The organism is Gracilinema caldarium, from assembly GCF_029265695.1.
Lineage (GTDB): Bacteria > Spirochaetota > Spirochaetia > Treponematales > Breznakiellaceae > Gracilinema > Gracilinema caldarium_A.
In genome coordinates this window covers 43,867-59,625 of sequence record NZ_JAJUHW010000015.1, presented here as the reverse complement: position 1 = coordinate 59,625, position 15,759 = coordinate 43,867, and the positions used below count along the sequence as shown (strand labels likewise).

Sequence of the window (15,759 nt, the reverse complement as noted above, 5' to 3'; positions counted from 1 at the left end):
TTTTTCTGTACCGGTTTAGGCAATATTGTAAATCCGCTTTACCGGTTTTGTAAAGAAAAATTTTTATGAAATTTTAAAAATACCCTTATAATAATTTTTTAAAATAGTTCTCAGCTTGTCACGTTTTGTTCTTTATTGCCTATTTGCCCATGCCGATATATAATCTGATATCTATTTTACTTCTTTGTGTAGGAGTTTTGTTTTGTCTAGTTCCCGTATCGGCAGCGCCGCTTTGATTCTCGCCTTTGTCGCTAGTCTTGTGCTTCCTGTATATCATTTAACCCATCCTGCAGAAGGGAATACTGTCATAGAAACCACCGAAGAGTTCAAAGAAGCTGGCGCAGATTATCTGGGAACCGGCAGCGCCGAACGAAACCCGGACAGGGCCCGGTTTGTCCAGGACGGGGTATCTGAACCGGCAGATTTTTCCCGGCCCATGGAGTTGTTCTATACGACCTATAAGGTAGAAAAAGGCGATACAATCGGCGAAATCGCAAAACGTTTTGGGCTCAACCAGGATACGCTCCTTTCCTTTAACAATATTAAGAACTCACGGCTTATCCAGATCGGCCAGTACATCAAAATACCAAACCAGGACGGCATCCTTTATACGGTCAAATTCGGGGACAGCCTGACTGCCATTTCGGAAAAATATTCGGTAGACTCAGAGATAGTCAAACAAGTAAACAATCTTGCCGATGAAACGATCCTTGCAGGGGCCAAACTCTTTTTACCCGGCGCCCGGATGAACCAGATTGATGTGCAGGAAATTAACGGAGACCTCTTTAGCTGGCCGGTGCGTGGCTATGTAAGTTCCGGTTATGGCTACCGGATCAGCCCCTTTACCGGAGCCCGGCAGTTCCATTCAGGGCTTGATATTGCGGCCCCGCAGGGGACCCCGGTACGGGCGGCCATGTACGGCAGGGTCGTGGATACAGGGTACGATACCAATTCGGGGAACTATATCATTATTGTCCATCATGGGGGATACAAGACCCTGTATGCCCATTTGGATGTGATTCGGGTTAAGGCGGGGGCCGCGGTCAACACCGGCGACCGGATCGGCGACGTGGGAAGCACGGGCCTCAGCACCGGAAGCCACCTGCATTTTTCAGTATTCAAAAACGGCGTAACGGTCAACCCGCGTTTTTTAATGCGCTAGTACCTGGCGGCTATTCATCAATATAGATTACAGAACATTTTTAGATTTTACAGTTTTACTTAAGCTGTTTGAAAGTGTCCAGGATTATCAAGATTAACTGAGTGTATTTTTATTAATTCAGAAGCTAATTCTTCTTTTTTATTTTCCATATCATATTGTGTTTGAATATTAATCCAAAATTCAGGTGTTGTTCCAAAATATTTTGCAAATCTTAATGCGGTGTCAACTGTTATAGATCTCTTACCCCTAATGATTTCACTGATTCGAGTCTGATCCAAAAAGGTTTCTTTCGCTAATTTATATGCACTTATATTCATTGGTATAAGAAAATCTTCTTTAAGTATTTCACCAGGGTGAATTGGACCTATTCTGTCATCCATATCTAAGCCTCCTTAATGATAATCAACAATTTCAACATTAAATGCATTTCCATTATCCCATTTAAGACAGATTCTCCACTGATCATTAATCCGAATGCTCCAATAACCTTTTCTATTTCCAGTAAGTTTTTCTAACCTATTTCCTGGAGGTATCTTTAAATCTTCTATCAACTTCGCAGCATGAATATGGATCAATTTTCTTTTAGCGATCCTTTGTATATCCCGCGGTAAACTCCTAACATAGAAACCATTCCATATTTCCTCAGTTTCTGCGTTAGCCCATGATTGTATCATACATCCAAATACTAATACTTTACAATAGTATTGTCAATGATTAGCAGGATCGACCAGCCATTCTCGGAGGGTACCCAGCATACGATCCCCGAGTCGGGCCTCTACTTCGATGCTGTCTTCCCCGTAGTGCTCGGCCAGGACGGTCCCGGAACGGTGAACCTGGGCGACCAGGTCGTGGCGGTTTACGGGGAAGCGGAAGCGGTAAGCGGCGCCTGAAACGAGGAGGTCGATGCGGCGGGCCAAGTTGTCGAGTCCTGTCCGGTTCAGGGCGGAAATGCTCACGCTGTCGCTGTACTGCCTTTCAAGATTCTTTAGCCGCTCAGGGGATGAAACCTTATCAATCTTGTTAAGAACAATGATTTTGGGGGTTTCATCTGCGCCTAACTCCTTTAAAACAGCCAGGGTCGTATCGTAGTGGCGGTCCACATCAGGATCCGCTGCGTCAAGCACGATGATGAGAATATCGGCCAAGGAGGCTTCTTCCAAGGTGGCGTGGAATGCGTCTACCAGATCGTGGGGGAGGCGTCTGATAAAGCCCACCGTGTCGGTTAGCAGTACGGGCTGGCCCCGGCCGATTTCCAAGCGCCGTGTGGTGGGGTCCAGAGTCGCAAAGAGTTTATCCTCCGCGAACACTTCCGCGTTGGTCATGGCATTGAGTAGCGACGATTTTCCCGCATTGGTGTAACCCACGAGAGCGCAGGTCGGTATGGGAATTTTTTCCCGTTTTTTCCGCTGGGTACTCCGGTGCTGGCGGACCTCTTTTATTTCCTCTTCCAATTGATGAATACGGCGCAGGATGCTGCGGCGGTCCAGTTCCAGTTTGGTTTCACCGGCGCCCTTGGTGCCGTAACGGCCGCCCCGCTGGCGGGAAAGGTCGATGTATTTATGGGTGAGCCGGGGCAATGAATGCTTAAGCTGGGCAAGTTCTATCTGCAGTTCCGCTTCCCGGGTGCGGGCACGGCTTGCAAAAATTTGGATGATGAGTTCCTGCCGGTCTATGGCGCTTACCCCTGAGAGTTCTTCCCAGTTTCGCTGTTGTGAGGGACTTATATCCTGGTCAAAAATAAGGCAGTCTACCTCAAGCTCCTTGGCTCGTTCGGCAATTTCTTCCGCCTTCCCGAGGCCCATGCCATATTTGGGGTGCTTTTCGCGAATTTTTACCGTGGTTTGGTCCACAATCTGGACACCCAGGGTTTCTGCAAGGCCCGCCAATTCTCGCACCAGAGACTGGGCTTCCGCTTCATCCATGGAGCCGTCCCGAATTCCTATTAAAAAGGCCCGCTGAGGCTCCGGTTCTACATTTACAAGTTCCTGCATAGGAAAATCAGTATGCGCAGGTGCGTGAGAAAGCGTCAAGGGCATGGGTCACAGCATGACCCAATTTATTGCACAGGAGCACAATAATCTCTATATTGATGATACAGTTTCGCCGATAAACAAAAAGTATAACCATGCGGGAGCAAATATAATGACGGCTTCGCACAAGGTATCCGTCAGCCTACTCATTTCTGTACTCCTCTTTGCGGCCTTTTCGGTCCTGGCCTTTACTGGCCTTTTTGACCTGATAGAGGCGCGTTTTTATAATCCTTCTATTACTAAGCAGGCTCTGCATGAAATTACTACCGATGCAAGCCTTGTAGATGCCTATATTAAAGAAGTTCAGGGGCGTTTTTCTCAAATTTTAACAGAACCGGCGGTGCAGCGGAGTTTTCTGCCGAATCAATCTGCGGAAGACATTTTTGAACGGAGCAAAGCCACGGGATTGCTGCTTGAAAGCATAGGGGGCCTCCAATGGATTCGGTTTATCGATGCGGGGGGCAAACGGATTCATTTTTCTACCCTGAAAGAGGACATCCTGAGGCAGGATGCTACGTCCTTGGCTTACAAAAACTATGGAGAAAATCCCCAGGACCCGCCTTTTGATCTCATCAATATACCTGATAAGGAGAATCCCCGGATTATCGGAGACGCAAACCAGGAACGGCTTCTTTTTTGTTTCCCCTTCTACGACTCCTTTTCGGTCTATCGGGGTACGGCGGTTTACAGCCTTTCTGTCCGGTCCGTTACAGAACGGATGATTCGCGAAGGCCGGCTCCGTATCGGCGAAGAAGTCAGCCTCGTTGCGGACCCGCTGGGCTTTGTTACCGATCTGCCCCGGAGCGGAAAAACCGTATTGATCAGCACCATCGGTTCGAGCTGGAAAGAGGGTATTCTGGGACCGGTTTCCCTTTCAAGCGACAACGGCAGCCGCTTTGCCCTCCTGTCGGTACGAACCGATTCGGGCCTCATTGTGGGGCGGCTTTTAGATGACCGTCTCTTTGTATTCCCCTTTGCCATGAAGATCATACTCCTGGCAAGCTTTTTCCTCACATCTTTTTTAATCATCTTCCTCTTCTTTAACCTGGAACAGGATACTACCACCGTTGTGCGAGAACGGTTAAAGCGGCTCCAAATCTCGCTGCTAGAAGAATACTATGAAAAAAAGGAAGCTATTGACTGGAACCGCTGGGCTCGGGAAATGGAACAACGCCGGGAGGCGGTTAAAAAGGAACTAAAACGGGGGCTTGGCCGGAAACCTAAGAAAAAACTTGAACAGGATATCGATAACCTTATCGATAAGTCCTGGGACGAAATCATTGCACTTCTTGGAGGGAAAGTCCCGAGCCAGGTTACCGCGACCTTTGATGAAAGCAAACTCCAGGAACTGTTAAACCGGGTGCTTTCCACCGTGAGTGCCCTGCCGGCGGGCAATGCAGCTGCGGGGACCGCAGGGGCCGCAGGGACCGCAGGGGCCGCTAGAACAGCCGCAGCTGCCGGCGATCCTGGCGCTGCTGGGACTGCCGGCGCTCCTGGCGCTGCTGTTTCCAAAGGCGTTGCAGCAACAGCCGCGGCTCAAAAAACGGCAGCTGCTACTAAAGCCGCGGGAACCGCGGCAGCCGCGGGAACCACCGCAGCCGAAGCGACAGAGGCAACTGAAGAGGAGGAGCTCAGCGAGCTAGAAGAGGTAGAAGCTCTGGAAGAGACCACCGAGGCGGAAGAAGTAGAGGCCTTGGAAGAAGTCGCTGAGGCAGAAGAAGTGCCTGAGGCGGAAGAAGTAGAGGCCTTGGAAGAAGTCGCTGAGGCAGAAGAAGTGGCCGCGGCAGAAGAGGTAGAAGCTCTGGAAGAAGTGCCTGAGGCGGAAGAAGTAGAGGCCTTGGAAGAAGTCGCTGAGGCAGAAGAAGTACTCGAAGCAGAGCCGGCCGAATTGGAAGAAGCAGAAATTATCCCGGGGCTAGAAGATATTAAAAAGTATCAGAGAAACTCAAATATACGTATTGTATTCGGAGAAGACGATATCCCCACTATCATAGAAACCAGCGGGCTGGAACTGGTCGACAGCGATGAAGCCTCCGTGCTGGCTATTCTTGACCGAAAGAGTACTAGCGAATTGGAAGAGTTAGAGCCAGCTACCGAAGAGGGAGAATTGGAGGAAGCTGAGTTAGAGGAAGCGGATCAAAAAGCACCAGAAAACGAAGAAACACCAAAAGCAAAACCAGTGGATACGGAAGCCCTCATTGACCAAATTGCTCGGGAGATCGAATTCTCTCCATTCCCGGAAACGGCAGAATCATCGGGAGCAGGCCTCACCGAAATGAACTTTGAAATCGTGTCCCCCTTCGAGACGCTGCTTTCCCAGCTAAAACGTGATAGTGAGCCCGGTTTAGAAACTGGTCTGCAAGACCAAGAAGAATTAACAGCGATTCCAGAAGGGGCCGAAGAAAACCCACAGGATATGTCCGACATAGAAGTTTTAGCGGAACTTGAAGAAATACCTGCAGACACGGATTCAGAAAAAGCAGAGGAGGCAGAACTGGAAACAATACGCCCCAGCTCTACACAAATCATCATGTATAAGCCTTTTGGTCAGGGAGCAGATTCAGAACCTGCTGCGCTCGAAGAAGTAGCCGAAGAAGAGCCAGAAGAGATCCAGGAGGTGGAGGAACTCATCAACCTGGATGAAACAGCGGTCATAGAGGACGATAACGGACTTTTATATATCTCAACAACCGTGTACCAGGAAGCCGGGAAAAACACAAAAAATCTCAATCCCGATCTGCGTAACCTGATAGATTCGGTGCTGTCATCCACCAAAAGAGATTAGTTTTCTAAGCTGTTCAATATGCTTCCCCGGATATACCATCCGCGGGCACACCCGTGAGCATTCAAAATGCTTTTCACAAGCCCCAACCCCATTTGGCTGGCCCGCAAGGGTAAGCATTTCTTTTTTTCTTTCTGGACAGTTTTCCGCTTCCCGATTAATAGCGGCGAGGGCTGCAGGTCCCATAAAGGCATTTATATTGATGGATTCATCGGTCCATGTTTTCCTGGTAACCGGACATGCAGAGACACAGGCCCCGCATTCGATGCAATCTTCGAATCGTACAAAATGGTCAATGCCGCCTGGTCTGGCTTGGTTTGCATCGGAAATGGGATCGCGGGTAATGGAGCCTCCGGACCATTCGCTCGCCCTCAGTTTTATCGCATCCTTAGGCAGTCGCCGAAAAAGGGGGCCCGGATCTACGACCAGGTCTTTCTCGACAGTAAAGGCTGCCAGGGGCTCGATAGTGGGGACCGTACCAGCAAAATCTTCGAGTTTGGTGAGGCAGGCTAGGCATTCTTTGCCGTTAATACGAACCGTACAGGTACCACAGGAGCCATGATGACAGGAATGGCGGTACATAAGATCAGGAACAGAACCGGTACGGATATATTCCAATGCATCAAGAATCGTTGAACCGGCGGGTAAATCTACTTCATAAACGTAATACAGGGCATCGGTTTCGCTGCCCCGTTTAATCCTGAGGGACTGTTTCATGAAAGTCTCCAATAGTAGTCGTAGGGATATAATTCGAATAAGGCAGTTCTACTGGGCTCATCGATGCTGAGATATTGGGCTACCTGATCGGAAACTAACTCACCCATAATTCGGAGGGTCGTAGCCTTGCCGCCCAGGATAGAAAAAAAGCCTTTGAGGGAACCTGTTTTACCGTGGTCAATAACAGAAATATCCCGGCTCATTTCCCGGCCATTTGCACTGCTTTGACCAGCTTCTGGTTTTCCTGCTAAGGGCCGGGCCGCGGTCCACGCAGCACGGTAAGGCTGTTTAGAAAAATCGGGTATAAGCTCATCCGCACAGGCGAGTAAAAAGGCAATTTCTTCCGCTTCGGGCTGTAGGCCATCAGGATTGTCCACCTTCCGCAGGGTGGACCCTATTATAGAAAGCCGCCGCTGGGGAACAATGATGTCACCGTCTCCAGGGCGCCGCAGCCGGGAGATTACCATATTGGTGAGCCGTCCTTCCACGGCAACCATGGTACCTGCGGCGGCGATAAGGGGCACATCCTGCTGGGCTAAGGCGGCAACCTTATCCGCCCAGGGGCCTGCAGCATTGACAATTGCCCGGCACGCATAGCGCTGTTCAACACCGGTTCTGAGCTGCCTGACACGAACGCCCTGAACGGATCCGTCTGACTGCTCAATGTCTATCACTTCGGTAAAATTCCGTATGACCGCACCCCTAGCCACCGCGGATGAAAAAAAGCGCATTGCAAGACGGTAAGCATCGATAGTTCCATCGGGAACCAGGACAGCCCGTTTTGCCGCTGGATTAATTCTCCGTTCAAGTTCCAGAGCCCGATGAATAGGAATTTCTGTGGCTGGAATATCCGCTTCTCGGCAGGCTGCGATAAAATTGTTGGTAAGAGCTGCATCTTCATCATCTATGGCTAAGAAAATACCCTGATTATACTCAATAGCATCGGGAGCAATACGGCGCAGGATGCGGGTTTCTGCCATACATTCCTGGGCAATATGGGGATCCCCCAGCGCATAGCGAGCGCCGCTGTGCAGTTGGCCATGATGCCGGCCCGTGGTTCCTGATGTTAATTCTCCCCGTTCAAAAAGCAGTACCGATAAGCCTCGCAGGGCAAGGTCATAGGCTGTTGCAGCACCGGTCCCACCGCCGCCGATGACAACCACATCAAAATATTCCATATTTATCTAGTATAAACTGCAAATGGTCGTTGTCTATCCCCTTTATTCGGGTATAGTATAAAAATATGGGAACCATACTCGATAGGCTGTACCAGATACTGCGTATCACCCTCATTCTGCTTATTGCAATCATCTTAATAGGAAGTTTATACGGGCTTATAAAGCTCTCGGCTCATAAACAAGCCTCTATGGAGGAGCAGGTGGTCTCTAAAGAAACCGGCCAGGAAGCCTATTTCTCTGGTTTGGGACGTATTCGCACCCAAACAGCGGATCCAAAACCAGCAACCGTAGTGGTCAGTATTGTTTTTCCCTATGATAAAAATGATGTGGCTTTTACGGAGGAACTCAGTACCCATATAGGGCAACTCCGTCAGACTGTGGTTAGTTATTTTTCATCCTTATCTTTAAAGACCCTCAAAAACCTTGGCGAGGATGATATTAAAAAAACATTGCTCGACCGCTTTAATAAATTATTGCGACTTGGCAGCATAAAAACACTCTTTTTTAACGATTACCTTATTTTTGAGTAATGAGCCAAGCTATCGAGCGCTGACAGCTACTACGGCCTTGAACTGCTCGTCTTTTTCGTTAAATACGAGGGTTTCGAGCCGTACGGTACCGCTCGATAAACCGGACATTCGGGCCCCCCGTTCCAGCGCATACGTGGCTGGCTGTATCGCTTCACCCGAACTTGCAATTAAGGCAGTACGATTAAAGTAAACAGTGAACGTTTTAGTGCGGTCCTGAGATGTAAGCCCAGAAGAGGTTTCAATACTATAGACCCATACATCTTCTTTTATTTGATGTTTTTCCAGGATGCGGTAGGAATAACGGTTTTCGAACTGGATACGCCGTTCCTTACTGTTCATAGTGAACTGGTTCGGATAATAGGCAGCAATGCCCTGCGGGACATACATCTCTTCAACAAAGTTTTTTTTAGTATCCTTGGTAAGCACATAAACCGGAATAATCCGTTCCTGAGACCAGGGACTTGTGCTTGCATGCTTTACCTCAGCTCTACCGGCGCCAAAAACAGGTAAGACACAAAGGGCTGTAAAACTAACAACCAAAATAGATATGTTTTTCTTCATAATCCCCAATATAACACAAAAAATATCATTTATCTTGTCATGAGAACTGCAACAATTTTACGGTAGCCTAGTCAAAATATATGGACGGACAGATTGATTACAGGCTACAGTAAACCGTCGCCGTCAAGGAGCGTTTTTTTAGAATGAATCAGACCCCGAATGATGCAGTACACATTTTACTTGCCATTGTTCCGATAGTAGGAATCGTTATGGGCAGTGTGGTGGCTTTTCTGTATCTCTTGTGGCATCACAAGCGAACAATGCTGCTTATTCAGTTAGGACAGTACCAGAAACCAACCTTTGATCTGCTCTCCTTTTCCTTACTTACGGGACTTCTGCTTGTAAGCATCGGGCTCGCCCTCAGTATTGTGTTTTGGGTTATCGAAAGCGTGAGTTACAGCCTTTTGGGAGGACTCATCCCGCTTTCGCTTGGTATAGGTCTGATTGCGTTCTATTACATACGACGCGGCGATGGGGCGCCGTGAGAGCCGGAGATGAATTTTCTGATGAGGTGCTGATAAGTCATATTGTCGCAGGGGAACGGGAACTGTACCGCATTTTAATTGAACGGCATCAGCAAAAAATTTATTCTTTGGGAATAAGTTTTTTTAAAAACAGCGACGATGCAGCGGATTTTACCCAGGAGGTTTTTATGAAGGCCTATACAGCCCTTTCGGGCTTTCAGGGCCGATCCCGTTTCTCAACCTGGCTCTATCGCATTGCCTATAATACGGGTATTAACAGTCTGAACCGAAGACAGGAATTCGCAAGCCTTGCAAACGAAGAGGACGATCAAACTGGGTGTTTTGATCCGCCGGCGCCGGATAATGTAGAACAGGAACTGCTCCGTAAACAAGCCAAAGTAGCGGTTAAAAGGGCGATGCAGGAATTGCCAGAACGGTTCAGGATTTGCCTTGAGCTCTATTTCTTTTACGATCGGAGCTACGAAGAAATAGCTGTCATTACCGGTTTTCCGCTCAATACGGTAAAATCACATATTTTCCGGGCAAAACAGTTGTTAAAAGATAATCTGTCTGATTCGATGGAAGGAGGCCTCCCATGAAGTGCGAAGCAGCCCAAAAAAAGCTGGTATCGGCTATTGAAGCAAAGGGAAATGTGGCATTGCGGGCGCCCATTCTTGCAATACATCTTATTACCTGCGCTACATGCCGCAAAGAAGCACAGCGGCTCCGGCAGGCACTATCAGTATTAGCTACTGAAAAACCAAAAGCAAAGGTTCCTGAAACTATGGCCTCCAACATTATGCAGCGCATAGCCTTTGAAGCTCCGCTCCAGCATCCGGGAGCACAGAACCCTGTTTCGTTCCGTGACTGGATTGTGGTCGGCCTTATACTATTCATTGCCCTGTGCACCCTTCCCTTTTCAAGCGAATCACCCTTTGTATTGATAATTACGGTCAGTATATTTCTAACCCTCTATGGGTCCCTTCTTATCGGATCCCATTTAGAGGAATTGGCAGAGCATTTCGGCCTGCGGCAATAAAATTTGACATCTCATGCACCGGATTTTAAGCTTATTGCATGAACATATCTACCTATACCGTTAAACCGAAATTGCCGGTTCCTCTGAAGCCGCTTGAGGAAATAGCCCGAAATCTCTGGTTATCCTGGAATTTCGATGCGGTGATGCTGTTCATCAGGCTCGATTATGACCTGTGGTTAAAATCCCAACAAAATCCAGCCCGTATGCTCGGCATGGTCAGCCAGGAACGACTCGAAAAAATGGCTGCAGACGACTCCTATCTTGCGGCCCTTAAGGATGTCTACGACCGGTTCCAACACTATAAAAAACGAGATACCTGGTATAAGGGTAGCCGGAAGGACATGATAGCCTATTTCTCCATGGAATATGGTATGGATGTTTCCCTACCTATTTACTCAGGAGGACTTGGCATTCTCTCTGGCGACCACATGAAGACAGCTTCGGACCTGGGGCTCCCACTGGTAGGAGTGGGGCTTCTGTACCGACAGGGATACTTTAAGCAGTACCTAAACGGCGATGGATACCAGCAGGAGTCCTATCCTGAAAATGATTGGTACAATATGCCCGTGGAACGAAAGCTGGATAAAAAGGGAGAACCTATCAAAATAACGGTAGAAACCGCCGGCCGTATCGTAGTTGCCCAGATTTGGGAAGTTAAAGTCGGCCGCAGTTCACTCTTTCTATTAGATACAAATATTGAAGACAACAGTCCCGATTTAAGAGATATCACAGCAAGCCTGTATGGCGGCGATCGGGAAACCCGGATCCGACAGGAAATCGTTCTCGGTATCGGAGGAATCCGTGCACTGCGAGCACTGGGAATTAACCCAGCGGTCACCCACATGAACGAGGGCCATTCAGCGTTTTTAGGACTCGAACGGATCCGCGAACTCATGCAGGAAAAACGCATGACTTTCGAAGAAGCCCGACAAGCCCTGTGGCCTACCAATGTATTTACCACCCACACTCCGGTACCGGCAGGAAATGAACGTTTTGGAATTGATCTGATGGAAAAATATTTCCGTTCTTGGGCCCAGGAACTTGGTCTTGCATGGAAAGATTTTCTTGCCCTCGGCAGGGAAAATCCCGAAGATGACCGAGAACCTTTCTGTATGACCATATTAGCCCTAAAACTTGCTGCCTATTGTAACGGTGTCGCCCGTCTCCATGGTAAGGTATCCCGTGAAATGTGGCAAAATATTTGGCCAGGGCTTCCTGTTCAAGAAGTTCCCATCGGTCATGTTACCAATGGGGTACATCCTCGAACCTGGGTATCCAACAATATGGTAGAACTCCTCGACCGATATTTTGGTCCCCATTTCGAAGAAGAACCAACAGACTTAAGCATCTGGAACCGAATGGACCGGATCTCAGACGAAGAACTCTGGAGGACTCATGAACGTCGCCGAGAACGACTTGTCGCATTTGCACGGGACAGGATCCGCCGTCAACTGCAGCGGAACGGAGCAACCGAAAGCAGAATACAACAAGCGGAAGACGCCCTTTCGCCCTATACACTGACCATCGCCTTTGCACGGCGTTTTGCAACCTACAAACGGGCTAACTTGCTTCTCAGAGATCCGGAGCGGCTCTTGCGGCTCCTGCGGGATTTGGAACGGCCTATCCAGCTTATATTTGCAGGAAAGGCTCACCCCCATGATATGCCGGGAAAGGACTTAATCCGGGAAATTATCCACTTTGCAGAAAAGTACGATGTGGTTAGTAAAATCGTCTTTCTGGAAGACTACGACATGACCATGGCCAAGTATATGACCAGCGGTGCGGATCTTTGGCTTAATACACCCCGGCGCCCCCTGGAAGCCAGCGGCACGAGCGGCATGAAAGCCGCTATGAATGGGGTGCTGAACTGTTCTATTCTGGATGGCTGGTGGGACGAGGCATACAAACCTGAACTGGGCTGGGCAATTGGCCAGGGAGAACAGTACGAAGACACTAACCTGCAGGACGAAATTGAAAGCAAGGCCCTATATGATCTTTTGGAACGGGAAATCATCCCCCTCTTTTACACCAGAGGCCGCGATGGTCTGCCCCGGGAATGGATTCGCCGGATGAAAACCTGTATGCGAGAAATCGGCCAGTCCATGTCCTGCCATCGAATGTTGATGGATTATTCTAACCAATACTATTTCCCAGCACTTAAAAATTACAAAGCCCTCGTTAAAGATGACTACAAGCAATCCCGTGAACTCGCAGCATACCTGGAGAAACTACGCAGCAACTGGCACAGTCTCGCGGTACTAAAAGTAGAATCTAACGCTCGGCCGGTAATGCAACGTGGCGAAATGGTTACGGTGAACGCCTGTGTCCGTCTCGGGAATATTGCCCCGGAAGAACTGTGCGTTGAACTGTACTATGGATCCATTTCGAACCATGGAGATATTGAACAGGCCCAAAAGGCTGAAATGAAACCCATAGCTCAGGACGGCGACTGCTATAAATTCCAGGTTAAAATTACCTGCGAATCTACTGGCCGCCAGGGACACACGGTCCGTATAGTGCCTAAACATGAGGGACTCGTACATCCCTATATTCCGGGCCTTATTAAATGGGCCTGAATTGATTCTGCACTTGCACCGCACCGTAAAACTATGGTAGTTTAGCTACCGCACTCCCAGCGGCTGGGAGTGCGGTGTTTTTATGCCGCGGCGGTCGCCTCCGCTACCCGCCTTACCAAAACAAGGAGTTCTTTGTGAACAGCTCTCCGCAAAAAACATCCTACAAGTACTTGGATCTTGTCATGGCCGCTTTCGTAGCGGTTCTTATTATCAGCAACATTGCTTCCAGCGCAAAAATTGTCGATTTAGGATTCTCCTTATTCGGCGTACCCATGGCCTTTGACGGCGGTACCCTGTTATTTCCCCTGTCCTATATCTTTGGGGATATTTTAACCGAGGTCTATGGCTTTCGCGCTTCACGCCGTGTTATCTGGACTGGCTTTGTGCTGCTGGCTTTAGCAAGTTTCGTATTCTTTGTGCTGAAACGGCTGCCTGCCGAATCCGCCTGGGAAGGCTATGCAGGCTCTCAGGCCTACGATGCCATACTGGGCGGCATGAGCTCTGGCGGTATTGCCCTGGCAAGTCTTGCGGGTTACTGGGTCGGAGAATTTTCAAACTCCGCAGTCCTTTCCCGCATGAAGGTGTGGATGCAGGGTAAGCACCTCTGGATGCGAACTATTGGCAGTACCCTGGTTGGCGAATTGGTGGATACCGCGGTCTTTGTCATCGTTGCAAGCCTGTTCGGGGTCTTCGGCTGGGAACTCTTTGTGACCCTGGTTCTGACAAATTACCTATTTAAATGCGGTATCGAAGCTCTCATGACCCCCGTGACCTATTGGATCGTCTCGGTGCTTAAAAAGAAAGAGAACATTGATACCTATGATGTGGAAGTGTCCTTAAATCCCTTTAAGCTGTCTTACTGATACATAATCATATAGGGCCGGGGGTCCAGATTCAGCACCTGGGCAGGAGAGAGTAGCGGCTCGTCGAACCCTGCCCCGGGCACACCTGACTTGAAAAATAGCTTGAATGCCTTTACGGGCATATTTTTAGCCAGGGCATTGAAATCGTAGGACGCTTTTTTGACCGCAGGAGCTCCAAAACCATCAGCGCAATGGATAAGCCTGACCCGTGCAAAATCAGTTCGAACCTGTTCTCGTTTTTGTATCATTTTCCAATTAAATTGATGCACAACCAGCATACGCTCACCGGGAATATCATGGGCAATCATATAGGCTTCCATCGCTTCCTGAGCTTGATTTATTTCGTCCGCATTCACTGATCCGATTTCCTTCATTGGCATGGTTGTTCGCCATTCCGGGTCCAACGCCAGGTGCACATTTGGATACCGCAAATAGGGAAGAATCTTTTTAAGGGAATCCACAACTCCGTATCGTCCTATCTGGTGATCCAAAAAAACAAGAATATCATTTTGCAATGCATAATCCAAATACTGTTTGAGCACCGAATCTCGGAGTATCCCAATTTCTCCTTCAGGCCAAACAGTGCCGTAAATTATATAGAATGCAAGTTTAAGTCCCCTGTTCCCGTTCAATGCATCGTACTCTTGGCCCAATTGCATGAGCCGGGTATGCAATTCATCAATAGGATAGACCCCTAATATTCCCATCCGTTTGGAAAGAGGACTGCCATAGAATGCAAGAATATCATTATTAAGAAGTATAGATTGATAATCCGTCACGCTGCGCTGGAGCCGGATTGACTCTTCGTAACTGGGAACGCTATAGGGCATGGCCTGTTCTCTGGCAATCGAGGCTTGAATGCTCTCGGTTAAATACAATGCAGGGAAAGGGGGCTCGCTCTTTCTCGGAAAAGACACATCCGCCGCAGGGGGAACAAGGGCCCCATCTATGGCGAAAAGACTTTGAGTACAGAATACTAAAAATAACGCAATCGTCAGCCAGAGCAGACCGCAGCGGGAGCGAATATAGCTATGCATAGTGCTACTAGTATCGACAAAAAATGCTAGAAACTACACCGTTTCCAGTTCACGCTCGACCTCTTCCAGCCGTTTCTGAAGCGACTGGATAGTACGCTCAAGCCGGATTTTTTCCTTTTCCAGCTGTTCCTTGGGATCCTGGGGCGCCGGCTTTCGTGCAATTTGAACCTTTACTTCGTCGGGGCTTTTGCCCGATAAGAGCGCGCTTTCCGCAGCCATCCGTTGATCTTCGTTGCGGATGCTGGCAACAAGCTTCATGTTTTCTGCCCCAATGGAAGGGTTAAGGTTATATTGATACATTTTCATAGCCACCTTGGCAGCATTGCGGGGCAGGCAGAGAACCCGATCCACATAGTCTTCGAAACGGCCGCCAATTTCATGACAGAGCTGCTGGGCCCGCAGCAGGTGTTTTCCCAATTCTTTAATGAGGTTCCCGTTCTGGTAAATGAACTGTTTGCGAATAGTTTCGGTTAGCTCTTCCAGTTCGGGGGAACTGGCAAACACGTTTTTATAGACCCCCGCAGCCTCGGCCTTTTGCAGGAGTCCATGCAAAATAGCCCAAAATTCCGCCGTGTGGGAGCGGGCGCTGAGTTTACCGCCCCGCGAGCAGGCATGCAAATGGTGGGCATACTCATGGATCGCGGTGTAGAGCATGAGGTTGTCATCGGAAAAGTTGCGGTTGTGGATAATAATTTCGCGGCTTTCAGGTTTATAAAGTCCGTTTACCTTTTTGCTTTGTTTTCCGGAGAATATGACGGAAAAATCCAAGGGGGCGTCTTCTATCGCCAAAAGCTGCTGTTTGACCTGGTCTTGATTCATG

The 15,759-nt window shown here is 48.7% G+C and carries 16 protein-coding genes; 8 read left to right on the top strand and 8 right to left on the bottom strand.

Annotated features, from left to right (window positions below):
• Positions 1-202: 202 nt before the first annotated feature.
• Complete coding sequence (locus Q7P68_RS06930; protein ID WP_304224363.1) at positions 203-1,162, top strand: M23 family metallopeptidase; 960 nt, start codon at positions 203-205, stop codon at positions 1,160-1,162.
• Between the two features lie 59 nt (positions 1,163-1,221).
• On the opposite strand, the gene Q7P68_RS06925 is transcribed toward Q7P68_RS06930, so the two are convergent.
• Genes Q7P68_RS06925 through hflX form a run of 3 tightly spaced genes read right to left on the bottom strand, consistent with a single transcriptional unit; the run spans position 1,222 to position 3,153 of the window.
• On the bottom strand, positions 1,222-1,542 hold the full coding sequence (locus tag Q7P68_RS06925; RefSeq protein WP_304224362.1) for a HigA family addiction module antitoxin: 321 nt from the start codon (positions 1,540-1,542) through the stop codon (positions 1,222-1,224).
• Between the two features lie 12 nt (positions 1,543-1,554).
• A complete protein-coding gene (locus Q7P68_RS06920) occupies positions 1,555-1,836 on the bottom strand; it encodes a type II toxin-antitoxin system RelE/ParE family toxin (RefSeq protein WP_304224361.1) in 282 nt (93 codons plus the stop codon).
• Between the two features lie 33 nt (positions 1,837-1,869).
• Positions 1,870-3,153, bottom strand: coding sequence for a GTPase HflX (hflX, locus tag Q7P68_RS06915; protein ID WP_304224360.1), 1,284 nt, complete (start codon positions 3,151-3,153; stop codon positions 1,870-1,872).
• A 55-nt stretch (positions 3,154-3,208) separates the two neighbouring features.
• On the opposite strand from hflX, the gene Q7P68_RS06910 reads away from it, so the two are divergent.
• Positions 3,209-5,977, top strand: coding sequence for a hypothetical protein (locus Q7P68_RS06910; RefSeq protein WP_304224359.1), 2,769 nt, complete (start codon positions 3,209-3,211; stop codon positions 5,975-5,977).
• Here Q7P68_RS06910 and Q7P68_RS06905 read toward each other — a convergent pair.
• Positions 5,957-6,691 (bottom strand): succinate dehydrogenase/fumarate reductase iron-sulfur subunit, encoded by a 735-nt coding sequence (locus Q7P68_RS06905; protein WP_304224358.1) that lies wholly within the window; start codon positions 6,689-6,691, stop codon positions 5,957-5,959. The two genes, Q7P68_RS06910 and Q7P68_RS06905, sit on opposite strands and share 21 nt — an antisense overlap.
• Positions 6,688-7,869: an FAD-dependent oxidoreductase gene (locus Q7P68_RS06900; RefSeq protein WP_304224357.1), complete on the bottom strand. Its 1,182-nt coding sequence runs from the start codon at positions 7,867-7,869 to the stop codon at positions 6,688-6,690. The genes Q7P68_RS06905 and Q7P68_RS06900 overlap by 4 nt, the downstream gene beginning before the upstream one ends.
• 65 nt (positions 7,870-7,934) lie before the next feature.
• Between Q7P68_RS06900 and Q7P68_RS06895 the strand changes: the two genes are divergently transcribed.
• Entirely contained in the window at positions 7,935-8,399 is a 465-nt protein-coding gene (locus Q7P68_RS06895; protein WP_304224356.1) for a flagellar basal body-associated FliL family protein, read from the top strand.
• 9 nt (positions 8,400-8,408) lie between these two features.
• Here the strand turns inward: Q7P68_RS06895 and Q7P68_RS06890 are convergent, their stop codons facing one another.
• A complete protein-coding gene (locus Q7P68_RS06890; RefSeq protein ID WP_304224355.1) occupies positions 8,409-8,960 on the bottom strand; it encodes a hypothetical protein in 552 nt (183 codons plus the stop codon).
• 143 nt (positions 8,961-9,103) lie between these two features.
• Between Q7P68_RS06890 and Q7P68_RS06885 the strand changes: the two genes are divergently transcribed.
• The 5 genes from Q7P68_RS06885 (at position 9,104) to Q7P68_RS06865 (ending at position 13,902) form a co-directional block, all read left to right on the top strand.
• Entirely contained in the window at positions 9,104-9,445 is a 342-nt protein-coding gene (locus Q7P68_RS06885) for a DUF6249 domain-containing protein (protein ID WP_304224354.1), read from the top strand.
• Positions 9,442-10,023: an RNA polymerase sigma factor gene (locus Q7P68_RS06880; protein WP_304224353.1), complete on the top strand. Its 582-nt coding sequence runs from the start codon at positions 9,442-9,444 to the stop codon at positions 10,021-10,023. The genes Q7P68_RS06885 and Q7P68_RS06880 overlap by 4 nt, the downstream gene beginning before the upstream one ends.
• Complete coding sequence (locus tag Q7P68_RS06875) at positions 10,020-10,463, top strand: anti-sigma factor (RefSeq protein WP_304224352.1); 444 nt, start codon at positions 10,020-10,022, stop codon at positions 10,461-10,463. Before Q7P68_RS06880 ends, Q7P68_RS06875 begins: the two co-directional genes overlap by 4 nt.
• A 38-nt stretch (positions 10,464-10,501) precedes the next feature.
• Positions 10,502-13,039 (top strand): alpha-glucan family phosphorylase, encoded by a 2,538-nt coding sequence (glgP, locus tag Q7P68_RS06870; RefSeq protein ID WP_304224351.1) that lies wholly within the window; start codon positions 10,502-10,504, stop codon positions 13,037-13,039.
• Between the two features lie 182 nt (positions 13,040-13,221).
• Positions 13,222-13,902, top strand: a complete 681-nt coding sequence (locus Q7P68_RS06865; protein ID WP_304224364.1) for a queuosine precursor transporter — start codon at positions 13,222-13,224, stop codon at positions 13,900-13,902.
• Here Q7P68_RS06865 and Q7P68_RS06860 read toward each other — a convergent pair.
• Together Q7P68_RS06860 and Q7P68_RS06855 are read right to left on the bottom strand one after the other, a co-directional pair.
• Positions 13,896-14,939, bottom strand: a complete 1,044-nt coding sequence (locus tag Q7P68_RS06860) for a hypothetical protein (protein WP_304224350.1) — start codon at positions 14,937-14,939, stop codon at positions 13,896-13,898. The genes Q7P68_RS06865 and Q7P68_RS06860 overlap by 7 nt on opposite strands.
• 33 nt (positions 14,940-14,972) lie before the next feature.
• Entirely contained in the window at positions 14,973-15,758 is a 786-nt protein-coding gene (locus tag Q7P68_RS06855; RefSeq protein WP_304224349.1) for a hypothetical protein, read from the bottom strand.
• Position 15,759 lies beyond the last annotated feature (1 nt).